Origin of the sequence: Erythrobacter ramosus, assembly GCF_009828055.1 — a bacterium.
GTDB lineage: Bacteria > Pseudomonadota > Alphaproteobacteria > Sphingomonadales > Sphingomonadaceae > Erythrobacter > Erythrobacter ramosus.
In genome coordinates, this window is the sequence record NZ_WTYB01000002.1 from 594609 (window position 1) to 612916 (window position 18308).

Here is an 18308-nt window from a genome sequence, read left to right on the forward strand (position 1 = left end):
CAGGGCGGCCCTTGTAATGTATGTCCTAGCGTTCGGCTTCCTCGGCCAGCGCGTAGAGGTAGTCGACATAAGCCATCGTCACTTCGTCAAGGCCATAGACTTTGGGATTGGTGCTTTCGATCAGAAACCACTCGTTGGGAGCATGAGCGCCGCCGCCGCGGCCAAGGCCGAATTGCGATGCGGGCAGGTTCAACGGCGGACCGTTGAACACCACCCCCGGCCAGCTTCCTGCATTGCGCGGGCGGATGGTATAGGGGACGCCGCTATCGTCGAACATGCGCTTCTGGGCGCGGATCAGGATCGAATCCTCCTCGGTCTCGTTGGGACCATAGCCGCCCGAGACCGTGACCTGCACATCGTCGAATCCGCGCTTGGCAAGATGCGCGCGCAGTTTGGTGACCGCCTCGTCCTTGGTCATGTTCGGCACCAGACGGAATTCAAGCTTGGCTTCGGCGCGGCCGGGTAGCACCGTCTTGCCGCCTTCGCCGGTATAGCCCGCCACAAGCCCCTGAATATTGACCGTGGGCTGCGAGAAGAACCGCTCAAGGCTGGTGACGTAATCCTCGTCATTGATCCAACGCCCGACGCCGAGCAGCGTCTTTTCACCCGCCTCCGCGTCTGGCTTTACACTCTGCGCGATCAGCTCCTTCTGGCGCGCGGTCAGCGGCTGGACGTTCTCGAACCATCCGTCGATCGCCGGGGTATGGCCGTCATCGGCGACGAGCGTGTCCAGCGCCTTGACGAGCCGCCACGCCGGGCTTTCGATGCGGGCGTGATTGGACGAGTGAATGTCAGTCTTGGGATATTTGTCGGACGTCTCACCGCCGACAACCAGCTGGAACTCAACCGCACCCTTGGCACCCAAGGTGATGCCCGCGCTACCATCGCGGTTCTGATTGGCCGAGGGGATGAACACGCCGACCGCTGTGGAGAGTGCAGCCTGAACCTCTGGCACGGCGACAACCTGATCGAAATGGGTCGAGGCGACTTCCTCTTCGCCTTCAGCCACCAGCACCAGATTAACGGGCAGCTTGCGGCCGCTGGCCTGGATCGCTTTGATCGCGGCGAGGAAAGCCATCTGCGGCCCCTTCTGGTTGACCACCCCGCGTCCGACAATCGCGGTCCCTTCGCCCGGTCGCTCGACCAGCTTGGCATCGAGCGGCGGCGAGCTCCATTCTGCCGGATCGAACTGCTTCACGTCATACATGAAGTAGATGCCGACGGTGGTCTTGGCACCCGAATCAAGCGTGGCGAAGACCGCTGGAACGCCGTCCGTCGGGATGATCTTGGCCTGCTGGAACCCGGCGTCGAGCGCCAACTTGCGCATATATTCCGCGCCTTCGGGGGTGCCGCGCTTTTCGGCGGCGATGGTGGGAAGGGCGACCCAGTCCTGCAGCGCCTTGACCGTTGTGCCTTGCTGCGCCTCGACCGCCGTGACGAGCTCTTCGCGATTGGGCGTCTCGGCGGCCAACGGTGCTACCGCCAGCGCGATTACCGCCGCCATTGTCATTCCCGTCAGCCGTTTCATCACCGATCTCTCCCCCTGTTGTGAGGGAGAACAGGTAACAGCCGTCCTTGGTTTCGCAATGGCTATTGCGGCACCTGAGAAGGCTTGGCCTACTCGAGCCTGCCCATCATCCGCTGCGAGCCAGCCTTGATCTTGAGACCTTGGGCAGCGGTCGGAGCTGCGGGTCGTTCCCACAGGCTCGCTGAATTTCGGGGAACGGGCCGCGGACGGGCAGAGGCCTTGGCAACCGGTGCTCGGGCTGTAGCGACTGGTTCAGGCTCAGGCTCTTCGGCAACCGGCTCGGGAGCTGGCGGGGCGATCGGCTCGGGCGATGCTGCAACAGGCTCAGGATCAGAGGGAGCAGGAGCGGGGGGCGGTGCGACCGGTTCCGGGTCTGTAGCGACAATTTCGCGAACAGGTTCAGCCTCCGGCGGTGCGGCAACTGCCGGGGGCGGCGCGGGGGCTTCAACCGCTTCCGGGACCACTGCCGGAGCGGGCGCAGCTGCCAGTGGTTCCCGATCTGCGGTCGCGTTGAGGATCTGCTCAGCCACCTCTTCGATCGAGCCCACCACCAGCAGTGGTTGCCCGCCGACCATGCCGACGTTCGTTTGCCCGTTCTCGGCGCTGCGCAGCCAGGCGATATTGCTGGCCACGACAAGATAATTGCCGCCGCGCGAATGGAGCTTGATGAATTTCATGGGCGGCAGTCCCTGAGCAGCTACGCAAAAAGCGTGAGAATTCTGCCCCTGAGATAGACCGCTACGGTTAAGGAATCGCTCTATTCCACTGGCAGGAAGTCCGGCACGGAAAGGTAGCGTTCGCCCGTATCGTAGTTGAAGCCCATCACTCGTACGCCCTGCGGCAGCTCGGGCAGCTTGCGCGCGATGGCGGCAAGGGTCGCGCCGGAGGAAATCCCGACCAACATGCCTTCCTCGCTCGCGGCGCGGCGGGCCATGTCCTTGGCTTCCTCGGCATCGACTGTAATCGCCCCGTCGATCGCATTGGTGTGAAGATTGCCGGGAATGAAGCCTGCGCCGATTCCCTGGATCGGATGGGGGCCGGGCTGGCCACCGTTGATGACCGGAGAGAGCGCGGGCTCGACGCCATAGGCCTTCATGCTGGGCCAGTGCTTCTTCAGCTCTTCGGCGCAGCCGGTGAGGTGCCCGCCGGTGCCGACCCCGGTGATCATCACGTCGATCGGCGTGGCGGCGAAATCGGCGAGGATTTCCTGCGCTGTGGTGCGCGCGTGGATCGCAGGGTTGGCGGCATTGTCGAACTGGCTCGGCATCCACGCGCCGGGGGTCTGTTCAACCAGCTCCTGCGCGCGCTCAATCGCGCCCTTCATGCCGCGTTCGCGCGGGGTGAGGTCAAAGCTGGCACCATAGGCCAGCATCAGGCGGCGGCGCTCAATCGACATCGATTCGGGCATGACCAACACGAGCTTGTAGCCCTTGACCGCCGCGACCATCGCAAGGCCGATCCCGGTGTTGCCGCTGGTGGGTTCGACGATGGTGCCACCGGGCTGGAGCTTGCCAGTCGCTTCGGCGTCCTCGACCATTGCGAGGGCGATACGATCCTTGATCGAGCCGCCGGGATTTGACCGTTCGGACTTCACCCACACCTCGTGATCCGGGAAGAGCCGCGACAGGCGGATATGCGGGGTGGCGCCAATGGTGGCGAGGATGTTGTCAGCCTTCATGTCGATACCTCTCGTTTGAGCGCAGCTGGCTCGAAGCTTTTGGCGCGGCGCAGCTCGGGGAAATACCACGCCCAGACCATAGTCACGAATATCGCACCCGCGCCGCCGAATACAACCGCGCCGGTTGCGCCGAGGATGGCAGCGGCGAGGCCCGACTGCATTTCGCCCAGCTCGTTGGATGCAGAGATGGCGAGGCCCGAGATCGATGACACCCGCCCGCGCTTATCGTCAGGCGTGAACAGTTGCACCAGCGATGAGCGGATGAAGACCGAAATCATGTCGACCGCGCCCATTGCCGCCAAAATCGCCAGCGACAGCAGGAAGTTGCGCGAAAAGGCGAAGGTGATCGTCAGCGCTCCGAAGGCGGCAACCGCCCACAGCATCTTGAGCCCGACCTCGCGCTCGAGCGGGCGGAAGCTCAGCCACAACGCCACGCTCGCCGCTCCAAGCGCAGGCGCCGCGCGCATCAGGCCGAGGCCTTCGGGCCCCACAAACAGGATGTCGCGCGCAAACACCGGCAACAATGCGGTCGCCCCCGCCAGCAGCACCGCGAACAGATCGAGCGTGATACAGCCGAGCAGGAACCGCTCACGCCAGACATAAACCAGCCCTTCGATGATCTGCTTGAGCGGTTTGAGGCGCTGGCCTTCGTGCTTCGCCTTGATCGGGCGGACGGTCAGGATCAGCAACATCGCCGCACCCAGCAGTCCGGCGGAGATCGCGTGCGGGAGCCAGTTGGCCTCAGCGAAGATCAATCCGCCTACTGCCGGCCCGGCAACGCTGGCGGTCTGCCAAGCGATCGAGGACAGCGCGATAGCGCGCGGGAGCAGAGCGGGCGGCACAATATTGGGCGCAATCGCGCTCATCGACGGGCCCACGAACACCCGCGCTGCGCCATGCGCCGCGGCAAGGCTGAACAGGATCGGGATATTGAGCGCATCGGCCCACGTCGCTAGCGCCAAGGCCACGGCCACACAGCCATCGATCCCGTTGGCAAAGGCAGCGACATGGCGCCGGTCAAACCGGTCAGCGGCCAAGCCCGCCACGGGTGTCAGCACGAACAGCGGGATGAACTGCGCAAGTCCCAGCAAGCCCAGCTGGAACGAGGCCTCGGCCACGCTCATCCCGTAATCGTCGCGTGCGACTTCGTAGAGCTGGTAGCCGAGCAGCACCACCATCGACATCGTGGCGAACACCGCCATGAAGCGGGCAAGCCAGTAACGCCGGTAATCACCGATCTGAAGCGGGGAGGTTGGTTCTGTCACGGCTGCGCCATGGCAGGCCGCAGGGCCGCTGCCAAGCAGGCGAAACTTGCGCGGGCTAAGGCTGCCCTATCGCGAGCGACGCAGGCGCGGGTTGGGCTGGAGCTGGTCGATGATCGAGACGAAATCGTCGAGCCTGATAATCCGCTCAAACTGCAAACCCGCACGTGTGTCACGCGTCCAGATCACATAGGCCTCGATCCGGCCCACCACCGGCAGGCGGATGATGATGCGATCGCCGCGCTGCAATTGCTGGGCATCGTCAACCATAAAGCCATGCGCCGACAGGTTGCAGACGTGCAGATGCAGGTCGCCGTGCACGAAGTGCTCGACAATCGCCGGGAAATCGACCGGATGCCGCGCCGCGCGCCGCATTTCGGTAACGCTGAGATTTGCTCCACCCGTCACGTGACGCGATCCTTCCCTCCGTTTGGGCAAGAAGAGAGGATGCAGCAGAAAGGCTGACAATTCGTAAAAATTCGGAGGTTTAGCGATGCACCAGCGCGTGACGCTTCTTGCCCAAGCTTAGCCGCAGGGTCTCACCCTCGGCCGGGAGGACCAGTTGCGCGGGGTCCGTCACCGTCTCGCCCTCAAGCTTGACCGCACCTTCGGCGAGCTTGCGCTTGGCTTCTCCGCCCGAGGATGTGAGACCGATGGCGGTGAGCAGCGCGGCCATGCGCATCCCCTCTGCACCGACCGCAAGCGTGGGCAAATCTTCACCCGCACCCGAACCCGCAAAAGTTTCCCGCGCGGTTGCCGCGGCACGGGTGGCGGCATCCTCGCCTCGCACCATCTTCGTGACTTCATTGGCGAGCACAACTTTCGCTGAATTTATCTCAGCGCCTTCAACCATTTCAAGGCGATTGATCTCATCCAACGGCAAGTCGGTGAACAGCCGCAGGAACTTGCCGACATCACGGTCATCGACGTTGCGCCAATATTGCCAGAAATCGTAGGCGGGCAGCTGATCCTCGTTGAGCCACACGGCTCCCGCCGCAGTCTTGCCCATCTTCGCGCCGTCAGCCGTCGTCAGCAGCGGGGTGGTGAGACCAAACAGATCGGCCCCATCCATGCGCCGCCCCAACTCCATCCCGTTGACGATATTGCCCCACTGATCGCTGCCGCCCATCTGCAAGCGCACGCCAAGTTCGCGCGACAAATGTCTGAAATCGTATCCTTGCAGGATCATGTAGTTGAATTCGAGGAAGGTCATCGGCTGTTCGCGCTCAAGCCGCAGCTTGACCGAATCGAACGTCAGCATCCGGTTGACGGTGAAATGGGTGCCGACCTGCTGGAGCAGTTCAATGTAACCCAGTTTTCCGAGCCAATCGTGATTATTGACCATCACCGCATCGGTCGGCCCATCGCCGAACTTCAATAGCTTATCAAAGACTGTGAAGATCGATTGGATGTTCGACTCGATCGTCTCGTCGGTGAGCATCTTGCGGCTCTCATCGCGGCCCGTGGGATCGCCGATCCGGGTCGTGCCCCCGCCCATCAGCACGATCGGCTTGTGCCCGGTCTGCTGCAAACGGCGCAGCATCATGATCTGCACCAGCGACCCGATGTGGAGCGACGGCGCGGTTGCGTCGAACCCGATATACCCCGGCACGATCTGCTTCGCGGCCAGGGCATCGAGCCCGGTCGCGTCGGTCAGCTGGTGGATGTAGCCACGCTCGTCAAGCAGGCGGAGAAGGGCGGAATCGTAAGTGCTCATAGGGCGCGGCCCTACCAGTGCGTGAGCTTAACGGGAAGTGGCTTGCCGGAGGCAGGGTGAGGGGGCAGAAAGGGATGATGCACCCACTCATGCTCCATGTCGCCTGTGACCTCGGCCCGATCCGCGCCGTGACCGCCTCCATAACGGCCACGCCTCAAGGCTGCGAGGCCGAATTCCGGCTCGACGGACATATCCCGGCGATCATCGTGCCGCCCCACGCCGCGCCCGAGCGGATGGACGATCTGTGGAAGACCACCTGTTTTGAGATTTTCTGGCAGCCATTGGGCGGGACCGCCTACCGCGAGTTCAATCTGTCGCCTTCGGGCCGGTGGGCGGCCTATGACTTCGACTCTTTCCGCGAAGGCATGCGCGACGCGCCGGTCGATGCCATCGCGATTGCGTGCTCGCATGATGAAAGCGGCTTGGTTTTGAGAGCCAGCATCGCGGCCGGGTTACCCGATCCTGCGCAGGTTGCACTGAACGCGATCGTCGAGCACCCCGGCGGCGCCTTGCAATTCTGGGCGCTCGCCTTTGCGCCTGGCAAGCCAGAGTTCCACTCCGAAGCCTGCCGCGCGATAATCATTGAACGTTAGGCCGCTGATGGCTCCTTGCCAAAAGGGCGGTTCAACTGGACGATCTTGGCGTTGAGCAGGAATGCAAAACTGACCCAGACGAAATAGGGCACGTTTAGCCAGCCAGCAAAGCTGTCACCCGCGAGACGCGGCAGCACCGTCATGAGCCCGACGACAGAAAGCCACAAAAACACATTCTCCGCCAAAGCCCAGTCAGGTCGCTTCAGCTTGAAGAACAGGGGCGACCACAGGAAGTGCAGCACGAAGTTCGCGATGAACAACGCCCACACCCCGGCGCGTGCCTCGGGCGTGGGGGCCTCAGTCAATCCGACATAGAAGCTCCACCCTGCTAACCCGAGAATGATCGTCCACGCCGGGCCGAACAGCCAGTCAGGCGGCTGCCACGGCGGCTTGCGAAGTTCGCGGTACCATTGGCCGATCTCCGTCAGCGCACCGCCCGCGCCGCCAAGGATAATCGCCCATCCCGCGGCGATAGCTATCGGTGTCCAATCTGTCTCCATGTGCCTGTAACAAGGGGAGGGGGTGCAATGTTCCCGTCGCAGCGCAAAGCGTTTGCCTTTCATATCGCGCTGATCCAACGCTAGGCAGATGAAGACAGGCATCGACCGGCTGCTGGCCGACCCCGAACTCCTCCGCCAATTGCAAGGCCGCCGCGTTGCCTTGGTGGCGCACCCGGCCAGTGTGACGGCCGATCTCACCCATAGTCTCGACGCGCTGATCGCGGCGGGCGTGCCGGTCAACAGCGCCTTCGGGCCCCAGCACGGGCTGAAGGGCGACAAGCAAGACAACATGGTTGAGACCGCGGACGAAATGGACCCGCGTTACGGTATCCCGATCTACTCGCTCTATGGCGAAGTGCGCCGCCCCACCGGGCAGATGATGTCGAGCGCGGATGTTTTCTTGTTCGACCTGCAAGACTTGGGTTGCCGGATCTACACCTTCGTGACCACACTGCTGTATCTGCTCGAAGAAGCGGCCAAGGCGGGCAAGGAAGTGTGGGTACTCGACCGGCCCAATCCCGCCGGTCGCCCGGTCGAAGGCACGTTGCTGGTGCCGGGGCAGGAGAGCTTCGTCGGCGCGGCGCCGATGCCGATGCGGCACGGCCTCACCATGGGGGAAATGGGCCACTGGTTCATCGAACATTTCGGTCTCGACGTCACTTACAAGGTGGTGGCGATGGAGGGTTGGCGTCCAGACGAGAGTGACGGCTTCGGGTGGCCGACGTCACGCCTGTGGATCAACCCTTCGCCCAATGCCGCCAACGTCAACATGGCGCGCTGCTATGCTGGCACCGTGATGCTGGAAGGCACCACGCTGTCGGAGGGTCGCGGCACCACGCGGCCTTTGGAGGTGCTGTTCGGCGCGCCCGATATCGACGCGGGCGGGGTGCTCAAGGTGATGCGTAAGCTTGCGCCCGAGTGGCTGGAAGGTTGCGCGGTCCGCGAATGCTGGTTCGAGCCAACCTTCCACAAACACAAAGGTATGCTCTGCAATGCATTGATGATCCATGCAGAAAGCACCTTCTACGATCACGATCTGTTCAAGCCCTGGCGGCTTCAGGCGCTGGCGTTCAAGGCGATCCGGCTGCTCTATCCCGATTACCCGCTGTGGCGCGATTTCCCTTACGAGTACGAGCTCGACCGGCTTGCGATTGACGTCATCAATGGCGGGCCTGCCTTGCGCGAGTGGGTCGACAATCCGTCTGCGACGCCGGATGATCTTGACGCCATGACGTCACATGATGAGGGGGCATGGATCGCCGCAGTGCGGCCGCACCTGCTTTACTGATTGGCGTCATGGCCCGGTCATTGCGGCGTCAATGCACCCGCAATGACCCGGCAACGCTGCGACAAAGGATGGCGGATGAACCGCCACCGATGGGAGAGAGTACGACATGGCAACCACGGCGGGCACCGCGTCCGGCACGCAATCCGTCAGGATCACCCTGTGGATCCTGCTGGTCGTCTATGTCTTCAATTTCATCGACCGCCAGATCGTCAACATCCTTGCCGAGCCTATCGCGCGAGACCTAGATCTGTCCGACACCCAGATCGGGTTGATGACGGGGCTCGCCTTTGCACTGTTCTATACCGTGCTTGGTATCCCCATCGCCCGCTTTGCTGATCGCGGGACGACGAGCCGACCCAAGGTGATCGCGGTCGCGCTGGCCGTCTGGTCAGCGATGACGGCGCTGTGCGGGCTGGCGCAGAACTTTGCGCAATTGCTGCTCGCCCGCATCGGCGTGGGCGTCGGCGAGGCGGGGTGCACGCCGCCGGCGCATTCGCTCATCAGCGATATGGTGCCGCCCGAGCGGCGCGCTTCAGCCCTTGCATTCTATTCCCTCGGCATCCCGGTCGGCACGCTGCTGGGCATGATCATTGGCGGGACGCTGGCGGATCATGTCGGCTGGCGCGAGGCGTTCGTAATTGTCGGCCTACCGGGCGTGGCGCTCGCGCTGGTGGTGCTGTTCGTGATCAAGGACCCGCGCCACAGCAATGCTGCAGCGATCCTGCGCGGCAAGAACCAACCCGCCGCCTTGCCGCTGGGTCAGGCGGTGGCGGAGGTCATGCGTTCGCGCGCTTTCGTGCTGCTGCTGTTTGCCGGGTCGGCAGCGTCCTTTCTCGCTTACGGCAAGACGACCTGGACCACGATATTCTTCCAGCGCACCCATGATCTGACACCGGGGCAGGTGGGGCTGTGGTTCGGGCTACTGGGCGGGGTCGCGGGGATTCTCGGCACATGGGCAGGCGGCTATCTCGCCGACCGCTTCGGCGCCAAGAACCGCCGCCACGTGCTGAGCGCGCCGGCGATCGGCATGGCGCTGGCCGTGCCGCTAGCGATTGCCGCCTATCACGCGCCAAGCTGGCCGCTGGCCTTGGCGCTGTTGTTCATCCCGACCGTGTGCAACTCGTTCTACTACGGCCCGACCTATTCCGCCGCGCAAGGTCTCGTGCCGGTGCGCGCAAGGGCGATTGCGGCAGCAAGCCTGCTGTTCTTCCAGAACCTCATCGGGCTGGGGCTGGGGCCCTTGTTCTTCGGGATGCTGTCGGACTGGCTGCAGCCGACCTACGGCGCCGATTCGGTGCGCTATGTGCTGTACGGCGCGGCGATCCTGGGGCTGGTGCCGGCGTTCTTCTTCTGGCGGTGCGGGCTGCGGCTGAACGAGGAGTTGGACCAGAAGGGGTAGAGGTTCCGCCTCAAGCCCCGTGCTTCCGCGACAGCTCCCGCATCGCGTCGTCCAGCCCACCCAGCGTCAGCGGATACATCCGGTCGCCGACCAGCTGCTTGATCATCTTGGTCGACTGCGAATAGTTCCACTGCTTCTCCGGCACCGGATTGAGCCACACAGTCGCGGGATAGGTGTTGGCCACGCGCTGCAACCACACGGCGCCCGCTTCTTCGTTCATATGTTCGACCGAGCCGCCGGGGTGCGTAACCTCATAGGGGCTCATCGCCGCATCGCCGACGAACACGATCTTGTAATCGTGGCCATATTTGTGGAGCACGTCCCAGGTCTTGGTGCGTTCCTGCCAGCGGCGCTTGTTGTCCTTCCACACGCCTTCATAGAGGCAGTTGTGGAAGTAGAAGAACTCCATGTTCTTGAATTCGCTGGTGGCGGCGCTGAACAACTCTTCGACCAGCTTGATGAAGGGGTCCATCGATCCGCCGACGTCGAGGAACAGCAGCAGCTTGACCGCATTGCGGCGCTCGGCGCGCATATGGATGTCGAGCCAGCCCTGCTTGGCCGTGCCCTTGATCGTGGCGTCGATATCAAGCTGATCCTGCGCGCCTTCGCGGGCGAAGCGGCGCAAACGGCGCAGCGCCATCTTGATGTTGCGGGTGCCCAGTTCCTTGGTGTTATCCAAGTTCTTGAACTCGCGCTTTTCCCAGACCTTGATCGCCTTGCCGTGGCGCGCCTCGCCGCCAATCCGCACGCCTTCGGGGTTGTAGCCTGAGTTGCCAAAGGGCGAAGTGCCGCCGGTGCCGACCCACTTATTGCCGCCCTGGTGACGCTTTTCCTGTTCTTCGAGCCGCTTTTTCAGCGTCTCCATGATCTCGTCCCAATCGCCGAGCGACTTGATCGCTTCCATTTCCTCGGGCGTCAGGAACTTTTCGGCGACCGCTTTCAGCCAGTCTTCGGGGATATCGACCGGGTTCTGACCGTAATCGGTCATGATCCCCTTGAACACCTTGTGGAACACCTGATCGAACCGGTCGAGCAGGCCTTCGTCTTTCACGAAGGTGGCGCGGGAAAGGTAATAGAACGCCTCGGGCGTCTGATCGATCACGTCCCGGTCCAGCGCCTCAAGCAAGGTGAGGTGCTCTTTGAAACTGGCGCCTATGCCGGCCGCGCGAAGCTCGTCGATGAAATTGAAGAACATGGGAGGGTGATTAACCCGCAGGCCGGTGCCTGACCAGCCTCATTCTTGGCAGGCAGACAGCCGCCACCTTAACGCTTCGCTTACCATCCTGCGGCTAGACATTCTGCGCACATAACAGGGGCCGCGTCCGCAATGCATCAGATCGCTATCGACACCGCCAACGCCCAAGCCTTGGCGATGATCCCGGAAAGCTGCGGCGCGGTGACCGTGGGCTGCACCGATGTGGCCGGCGTGGTGGAGGCGGTGATCGCCTCGTCCAAATCCTTGCGGTCCGAACACGAGGCGTTGGCCGAAACCGTTCGCGCGCTGGAGGCTGACCAGAGCAAGGTTGCACAGGCGAGCGACGAGGCGCGGCTGTTGTCCGAACGCGCGATCGAGCGCCTCAACGAGGGCACGTCGCTGATCCAGTCCTCGCTCGGCCAGATTGCCGGGCTGATCGAGTTGGTCGATACGCTCGGCCAACATGTCACCAGCTTCTCCGCCGCGATGGAGCAGGTGCGCCGTTCTGCGCAGGACATCGACAATATTGCCGAGACGACCAACATCCTCGCGCTCAATGCTACGATCGAGGCGATGCGGGCAGGCGACGCGGGCCGCACCTTTGCTGTGGTCGCCGCCGAGGTCAAAAGTCTTGCCAGCGACACCCGCAAGGCGACCGAGGAAATTGCGGCCACCATCGACGCTTTGGGCGGAGAAGCGGAGGAAGTGATCGGGCGGATCGAAGCTGGCGCGAAAGCCAGCGGCGAAGCGCGTGCCAGCGTGGCGCGGATCGAAAGCAGCCTCGCCAATGTCGGCAACCTCGTCGAGGAAGTCGACAAGCAGAATGACGTCATCGCCCGCTCAACTGGCACGATCAGCAACCATGTCGACAAGGTCCAGCGCGTGCTGACCAGCTACGACGCTGCCGCGCGTAGCAACGAAGACCGCCTCCACGGCGCGCATCGCAAGATGGAAGATCTGGAGATCACCGCGAGCGAGATGTTCGACCGGATCGTTCATGCCGGACTCTCGCCGGAAGACAGCGTCATGGTCGCACAGGCGCAGGCGATGATGCAGGAGCTAGTCGCTCATACCGAGGCAGCCCTGGCGCGCGGCGCGGTGACGATGTCAGCGCTGTTTGATACTGATTACCAGCCTGTCCCCGGCACCAACCCGCAGCTTTATCGCACCCGGCTGACCGATTGGGCCCATGCCGAATGGCGTCCCTTCCTAGACCGCGCCAAGGCGAGCGACATGCGTGTGCTGGCCGCCGCCTGCACCGACATGAACGGCTTCCTGCCCGCTCACCTCACCGAACGCTCCCGCACGCCGACGGGCGACGTCAATCACGACACGCAGTTCTGCCGCAACGGGCGGATCATGCTTGAGGCAATCGACCGCAAGGCTAAAGTCTCAACCGCGCCCTACATGATGGCAGTGTACCGCCAGGAAGGCGACGGTGATAGCTATGTGGTGGTGCGCAATGTGTACGTCCCGCTGGTGATCGGCGGGCGGCGCTGGGGCGATTTCGAGCTGGCCTACAGCTTCGATTGAGACGTGAGGGCGGGTTCCTGACCCGCCCTCACGCGCTTTACGACGGGTTGCGGCGCGCCATGAAGGCGAGGCGCTCAAACAGCATAATGTCCTGTTCATTCTTCAGCAGCGCGCCGTGCAGCGGAGGGATCGCGCTCGCCGGATTGCTGTTCTGCAATACTTCCAGCGGCATATCCTCGTTCAGCAACAGCTTCAGCCAGTCGAGCAGCTCGCTAGTCGAGGGCTTCTTCTTCAGCCCCGGCACTTCGCGCAGGTCGTAGAAGACATCCATCGCCTTCTTCACGAGCACCTTCTGGATGCCGGGGAAGTGGACGTCGATGATTTCCTGCATTGTCTCGCGATCGGGGAACTTGATGTAGTGGAAGAAGCAGCGGCGCAGGAAGGCGTCGGGCAGCTCCTTTTCATTGTTCGAGGTGATGACAACGATCGGGCGTTCCTTGGCCTCAATCCGCTCCTGCGTTTCGTAAACGTCGAAGCTCATCCGATCGAGTTCCTGCAACAGGTCGTTCGGGAACTCGATATCGGCCTTGTCGATCTCGTCGATCAGCAGCACGGGCAGCTGCGGCGCGGTGAAGGCGTCCCACAGCTTCCCCTTCTTGATGTAGTTCTTGATGTCGTGGACGCGCTCGTCGCCCAGCTGGCCATCACGCAGACGCGCCACGGCGTCATATTCGTACAGGCCCTGATGCGCCTTGGTGGTGGATTTGATGTTCCATTCGATCAGCGGGGCGTTCAGCGCCTTGGAGATTTCATGCGCCAGCACGGTCTTGCCGGTGCCAGGCTCGCCTTTAACCAGCAGCGGGCGGCGCAGCATCACGGCGGCGTTGACGGCAACCTTGAGGTCTTCGGTCGCGATATAGGACTTGGTGCCTTCAAAACGCTGCGTGTCGGTCATGGGTTTTCCTGTGAGACTGAATTTCGACGCGCAGCGATAAGGGGCGGGCGGCGCGGGTGCAAGGGGGTGGGGGCTGGCAATTCAGCGAGGGAGCAGCAGGATGCGCTGGGCGATCCCTTCCAGCTTGCCGTCATCCACGACTGCGGCAGGGTTGTTCCAGCCCAGCGTCAGCACCCAGTCGCGCCCGGCCTTGTCGGTGAGCAGCCAGGTGAGGTTGATCACTCCTGGCTCGCTGCCGCCCTTAAAGCCGATATAGCTCCAGTTTGCCTTGATCGCCGCCGTGGCCGAGGGGCTGATCGCCATGATGTCGAACACCTTGGGATCGGCATTACGGCGCATATGGCCGAACAGCTTGGCGAGGTCGGCGGGCGAGGCAAACCATTCGACGTCGAGCGCCTTGGGGCCATTGGCAAAGGCGGCGTTGATCTGGTCGAGTGAGGGGTCTTCCTCCGCCACCTGCACAACCTCAATAATCGCCTGTTTCGCAGGGTCACCACTGCGCCAATCAGCGAGGGTCTGTGAATTGCCGGCCTTTAGGATGAACAGCTGCTTCGTCGTCAGGAAAGGATCGTTCGCGCTCGGATCAGCGTGACCGCTATCCTTCATCAGTTTGAGGATACGCTCCTTGCCAAGCACCTTGATCAACTGATCGGTCGCGGTGTTGTCGCTGATTGAAATCATCAGGCTCGCGAGGGTGTGAAGCGTCACCGGGGAACCCTCGGGCCAGTCCTGCAACCGCCCGCTGGGGTAGCTCTTCTCGGTCAGGGGCACGACGTCGCTCCACTTGCGACGGCCTGCTTTCACATCCTCCGCCAGCGCGGCCAACACATAAAGCTTGAAGGCCGATCCCAGCGCCAGCGGCGTGTCCGCACCCAAGCTGATTACCGGCGCGCCACCTTCCAGCGGGCCAAACCACGCATTAACGCTGCCGGGCAGCGCGGCCAGATCGGCGGCGATTTTCTGCGCATTGTCATTTGCCACGGCGAGCGAATCGACGCTGGTAAACACCAGCTCGTTTACGCGGTTACCGTCGACCGGATCGATCGCGATGACCCCCTTGGCCAGTCCCCGCTCGAAGCGGATCTCGAGGTTGGCCCGCCTCCCATCGCTCGGCACCAGCAGCGCGACATCGGTCGCCGGGCCGAACTGCGCCACAAGGCTCGCGCTCAAGGTCACGATCTGGGCATCGGCAACGGCTGCACGAAAGCCCGCGGTGAAGATGTCGGCGGGATCGGCCTTCCCGTTGAGCAAGGCCACGACCTGACCGGCGCGCTTTTCAAGCGGCGTCTGCTCGGCGGCGGCGGCCTTGGCGGGCGGCTCGGCCTGCGCAGCGAGGGGCGCGGCGGTCAGCACCAGCGCTCCCAAAGCGAGCGTTGCAAGGACATGGCGCATCTCGGTTCTCTCCCACCTTTGGCTGCCAGCCAAAGCTGCCACGTATTTTCCCCACATGCCAGCATCCCGCAACAATGGACACGGGCGAGCCTGCGCGGCAGGGATGGGGCATGGGATGGGATGTTCTTCGCAAGGCAGAATGGCTCGGCGCGGAGCGGGCGCGCGGCTATCTGGTGCTGCTGGCGCTGGTCAATGCGGCGACGCTGGCGTTCCTATTGCTGACATCGACCAACGGGATCGACCGGAACGGCTTTCTGATCGGCACGGATTTCATCAGCTTCTGGACGTCGGGCCGGATGCTGGTGGCGGGCGCGAATGTCTATGACACGCTTGCCCATGTCGCCGCGCAGCGCGAATTCTACACGCTGCCGGGCGAATACACCGCGTTCTTTTACCCGCCGAGCTTTCTGCCATTCGTCTGGCCGCTGGGCTTCCTGCCCTATTTCCCGGCGCTGGCGGCTTGGCTGACGCTGACAGGCGGGGCTTTTCTAGCAGCGGTGCGGGCGTGGTTCGCTGCGCTCGGGCTCAAGGGCCCGGCGTTGGTGCTGATCGCGGCCTTCCCGCCGGTGATCGTGACGCTGACCCACGGGCAGACCTCGTTTCTGGTGGCGGCGCTGCTCGGCGGCGGATTGTTGCTGGTGCGAGAGCGGCCTTGGCTCGCGGGCGTACTGATCGGGTTGGCAACGATCAAGCCGCAGCTCGGCCTGTTGGTGCCGGTGGCGCTGCTGGCGAGCGGGCAGTGGCGCACGATTGCGGGCGCGGGCGGGGCGGCGTTGGGTCTGGCGGGGCTGGCGATACTAATCTTCGGGCCGCAGGTGTGGGCGGATTGGCTCGCAATCACGCAGACCGCCAGCAGTGCGACCGACAGCGGCACCATCGGCTTTGCCAAGATGGTGAGCCTGTTTGCAGGCCTGCGTCTGATCGGTGTCCCCAGCGGCTTCGCGATGGCGCTACAGGTTGGCGTCACGATCGCTGTGCCGGCGACGGTGGCAGCGGCGTGCTGGCGGCGCAGCTTCACGCCCGGCATGGGCGCCTTGGTGCTGGCAGGCGCGCCGCTCGCCACGCCGTTTGTGCTCGATTACGATATGGTGCTGACCGCGTTTCCGCTCGCTTACCTATTCGCGCGCGGGCGGGCCGAGGGGTTTGCTGATTGGGAGCGGATCACGATCGCCGCCACCTTCGCCGCCGTAGCCTTCGCCCGGCCGCTGGCGATCAATGCCGGGGTGCCGATCATGCCGCTGCTGCTGACCCTGCTGTTCTTGCTGGTGTGGCGCCGGGTTCGGGGCGAGATCGCGGCATAGATCACGCGTCGATCAGATCGCGGTCAATCTCACCCGCGCGGTTCTGGATGAAGTTAAAGCGGTGTTCGGGGTTGCGCCCCATCAGCTCATCAACTAGCCGCGCCACCCCCGCTCGGTCCTCGAACTCCTGCGGCAAGGTGATGCGGATCAGCCCGCGTGTTTCGGGCGCCATCGTGGTTTCGCGCAACTGCTGGGGGTTCATTTCGCCGAGGCCCTTGAAGCGGGCGACTTCGACCTTTTTGCCCTTGAAAACGGTCGCTTCCAGTTCAGCTCGCGCGGCCTCGTCACGGGCGTAGCGGCTCTCTTTGCCTGCGGTCAGGCGGTAGAGCGGAGGCTGGGCAAGGAACAGGTGCCCCTTCTTCACAATGTCAGGCATTTCCTGGAAGAAGAACGTCATCAGCAGCGTCGCGATATGCGCGCCGTCGACGTCCGCATCGGTCATGATGATGACTCGGTCATAGCGCAGATTGCTCGCGTCACAGTCCTTGCGGGTGCCGCAGCCGAGCGCCAGCGCAAGATCGGCGATTTCGCTGTTGGCGCGGATCTTGTCGGCGGTGGCGCTCGCGACGTTGAGGATCTTGCCGCGGATCGGCAGGATCGCCTGTGATTTGCGGTCGCGCGCCTGTTTGGCGCTGCCGCCAGCGCTATCGCCTTCGACGATGAACAATTCGGTCTCACGCCCGCCTTCGCCTGAGCAATCCGTGAGTTTGCCGGGCAGGCGCAGCTTCTTGGCGTTGGTCGCGGTCTTGCGCTTGATCTCGCGTTCCTGCTTGCGCTTCAGGCGCTCATCCATGCGCTCCATCACCTCACCGAGCAGCGCTTTCCCGCGCTCCATATTGTCGGTGAGGAAGTGGTCGAAGTGGTCGCGTACCGCGTTTTCCACCAAACGCGCGGCCTCTGGCGAGGTGAGCCGGTCCTTGGTTTGCGACTGGAACTGCGGATCACGAATGAAGACGCTGAGCATCACCTCTGCGCCGTTCATGACGTCGTCGGCGGTGATGTCCTTGGCCTTCTTGGCACCGACCAGCTCGCCGAAAGCGCGTAGTCCGCGCGTCAGGGCAGTGCGCAGGCCCTGCTCGTGCGTGCCGCCATCCGGCGTCGGCACGGTGTTGCAATACCAGCTGGTCGCGCCATCAGAATAGAGCGGCCAGGCAATCGCCCATTCGGCCCGACCTTGCCCAAGGCCGTCCACCATCGGGAATTCCTGCAAGCCGGTGAAGGGCTGGGCGGTCACACATTCGCGCGCGCCGACTTGTTCCGCGAGATGATCGGCGAGGCCGCCGGGGAACTTGAACACGGCCTCGCCCGGGACATCCTCACTCGCCAGTGAGGCTGCGCATTTCCAGCGGATTTCGACGCCCGCGAACAAATAGGCCTTCGACCGCGCGAGCTTGAACAACCGCTTGGGATTGAACTTGCGGTCGCCGAAGATCTCTTCGTCGGGGACGAAACTGACCGTGGTGCCGCGCCGGTTCGGCGTCGCGCCGAGGATCTGCAACGGGCCTTGCGTGACCCCGCGCGAGAATTCCTGTGCGTAAAGCTGCTTGTCCCGCGCCACTTCAACCCGGGTATGCACCGACAGCGCGTTGACCACGCTGATACCGACGCCATGCAACCCGCCGCTAGTGGCATAGGCTTTACCCGAGAACTTACCGCCTGAATGAAGCGTCGAGAGGATCACTTCCAGCGTAGATTTGCCCGGAAACTTGGGATGTTCGTCAACCGGCATCCCGCGCCCATTATCGGCGATGGTCAGGCGGTTGCCTTCATCCAGACGCACCTCGATCCGGGTGGCGTGGCCCGCGACGGCCTCGTCCATCGAATTGTCGAGCACCTCGGCGGCGAGGTGGTGGAAGGCGCGGTCATCCGTGCCGCCGATATACATACCGGGGCGGCGGCGGACAGGCTCTAGGCCTTCGAGCACCTCGATCGCGGAGGCGTTGTAATCGCCACTGGAGGTGGGGGTGTTGGCAAAGAGATCGTCGGGGGTGGTATCGGCCATGCGCGGGTTATAGGCCCTCTGCGCG

The 18308-nt window shown here is 63.4% G+C and carries 16 protein-coding genes; 5 read left to right on the forward strand and 11 right to left on the reverse strand.

Features of this window, described 5'->3' with window-relative positions; genetic code table 11:
- Positions 1-25: 25 nt before the first annotated feature.
- The 6 genes from GRI59_RS09475 to tyrS all read right to left on the reverse strand — a co-directional run bounded on the left by GRI59_RS09475 (position 26) and on the right by tyrS (position 6185).
- Positions 26-1528 carry a M20/M25/M40 family metallo-hydrolase gene (locus GRI59_RS09475; RefSeq protein ID WP_160760941.1) on the reverse strand — a complete coding sequence of 501 codons (1503 nt, stop codon included), beginning with the start codon at positions 1526-1528 and terminating at the stop codon, positions 26-28.
- A gap of 89 nt (positions 1529-1617) precedes the next feature.
- A complete protein-coding gene (locus tag GRI59_RS15630) occupies positions 1618-2205 on the reverse strand; it encodes a hypothetical protein (protein ID WP_183363617.1) in 588 nt (195 codons plus the stop codon).
- A gap of 80 nt (positions 2206-2285) precedes the next feature.
- Entirely contained in the window at positions 2286-3206 is a 921-nt protein-coding gene (gene cysK, locus GRI59_RS09485; RefSeq protein WP_160760942.1) for a cysteine synthase A, read from the reverse strand.
- Positions 3203-4471, reverse strand: coding sequence for an MFS transporter (locus GRI59_RS09490; RefSeq protein WP_160760943.1), 1269 nt, complete (start codon positions 4469-4471; stop codon positions 3203-3205). Before GRI59_RS09490 ends, cysK begins: the two co-directional genes overlap by 4 nt.
- A 66-nt stretch (positions 4472-4537) precedes the next feature.
- On the reverse strand, positions 4538-4876 hold the full coding sequence (locus GRI59_RS09495) for a PilZ domain-containing protein (protein ID WP_183363616.1): 339 nt from the start codon (positions 4874-4876) through the stop codon (positions 4538-4540).
- A 79-nt stretch (positions 4877-4955) separates the two neighbouring features.
- Entirely contained in the window at positions 4956-6185 is a 1230-nt protein-coding gene (tyrS, locus tag GRI59_RS09500) for a tyrosine--tRNA ligase (RefSeq protein WP_160760944.1), read from the reverse strand.
- Positions 6186-6259: 74 nt separating this feature from the next.
- Between tyrS and GRI59_RS09505 the strand changes: the two genes are divergently transcribed.
- The gene (locus tag GRI59_RS09505; RefSeq protein ID WP_237440762.1) at positions 6260-6778 is read left to right on the forward strand and encodes a DOMON domain-containing protein; all 519 of its coding nucleotides are present in this window, start codon (positions 6260-6262) and stop codon (positions 6776-6778) included.
- On the opposite strand, the gene GRI59_RS09510 is transcribed toward GRI59_RS09505, so the two are convergent.
- Complete coding sequence (locus GRI59_RS09510) at positions 6775-7278, reverse strand: TspO/MBR family protein (protein WP_160760945.1); 504 nt, start codon at positions 7276-7278, stop codon at positions 6775-6777. The genes GRI59_RS09505 and GRI59_RS09510 overlap by 4 nt on opposite strands.
- Before the next feature lie 88 nt (positions 7279-7366).
- On the opposite strand from GRI59_RS09510, the gene GRI59_RS09515 reads away from it, so the two are divergent.
- Together GRI59_RS09515 and GRI59_RS09520 are read left to right on the forward strand one after the other, a co-directional pair.
- Positions 7367-8566, forward strand: a complete 1200-nt coding sequence (locus GRI59_RS09515) for an exo-beta-N-acetylmuramidase NamZ family protein (RefSeq protein ID WP_160760946.1) — start codon at positions 7367-7369, stop codon at positions 8564-8566.
- A gap of 106 nt (positions 8567-8672) precedes the next feature.
- On the forward strand, positions 8673-9965 hold the full coding sequence (locus GRI59_RS09520) for a spinster family MFS transporter (protein WP_160760947.1): 1293 nt from the start codon (positions 8673-8675) through the stop codon (positions 9963-9965).
- Positions 9966-9975: 10 nt separating this feature from the next.
- Here GRI59_RS09520 and GRI59_RS09525 read toward each other — a convergent pair whose 3' ends face one another.
- Complete coding sequence (locus GRI59_RS09525) at positions 9976-11160, reverse strand: vWA domain-containing protein (RefSeq protein ID WP_160760948.1); 1185 nt, start codon at positions 11158-11160, stop codon at positions 9976-9978.
- A 132-nt stretch (positions 11161-11292) separates the two neighbouring features.
- Here GRI59_RS09525 and GRI59_RS09530 point away from each other — a divergent pair, with 132 nt between their 5' ends.
- Complete coding sequence (locus GRI59_RS09530; RefSeq protein ID WP_160760949.1) at positions 11293-12693, forward strand: methyl-accepting chemotaxis protein; 1401 nt, start codon at positions 11293-11295, stop codon at positions 12691-12693.
- 37 nt (positions 12694-12730) lie between these two features.
- Here the strand turns inward: GRI59_RS09530 and GRI59_RS09535 are convergent, their stop codons facing one another.
- Both GRI59_RS09535 and GRI59_RS09540 read right to left on the reverse strand, forming a co-directional pair.
- The gene (locus tag GRI59_RS09535; protein ID WP_160760950.1) at positions 12731-13588 is read right to left on the reverse strand and encodes an AAA family ATPase; all 858 of its coding nucleotides are present in this window, start codon (positions 13586-13588) and stop codon (positions 12731-12733) included.
- 81 nt (positions 13589-13669) lie between these two features.
- Positions 13670-14980: a serine hydrolase gene (locus GRI59_RS09540; RefSeq protein ID WP_160760951.1), complete on the reverse strand. Its 1311-nt coding sequence runs from the start codon at positions 14978-14980 to the stop codon at positions 13670-13672.
- Positions 14981-15090: 110 nt separating this feature from the next.
- Here GRI59_RS09540 and GRI59_RS09545 point away from each other — a divergent pair, with 110 nt between their 5' ends.
- A complete protein-coding gene (locus GRI59_RS09545; protein WP_183363615.1) occupies positions 15091-16281 on the forward strand; it encodes a glycosyltransferase family 87 protein in 1191 nt (396 codons plus the stop codon).
- Between the two features lies 1 nt (position 16282).
- On the opposite strand, the gene parE is transcribed toward GRI59_RS09545, so the two are convergent.
- Positions 16283-18283: a DNA topoisomerase IV subunit B gene (gene parE, locus GRI59_RS09550; RefSeq protein WP_160760952.1), complete on the reverse strand. Its 2001-nt coding sequence runs from the start codon at positions 18281-18283 to the stop codon at positions 16283-16285.
- Positions 18284-18308: the final 25 nt, after the last annotated feature.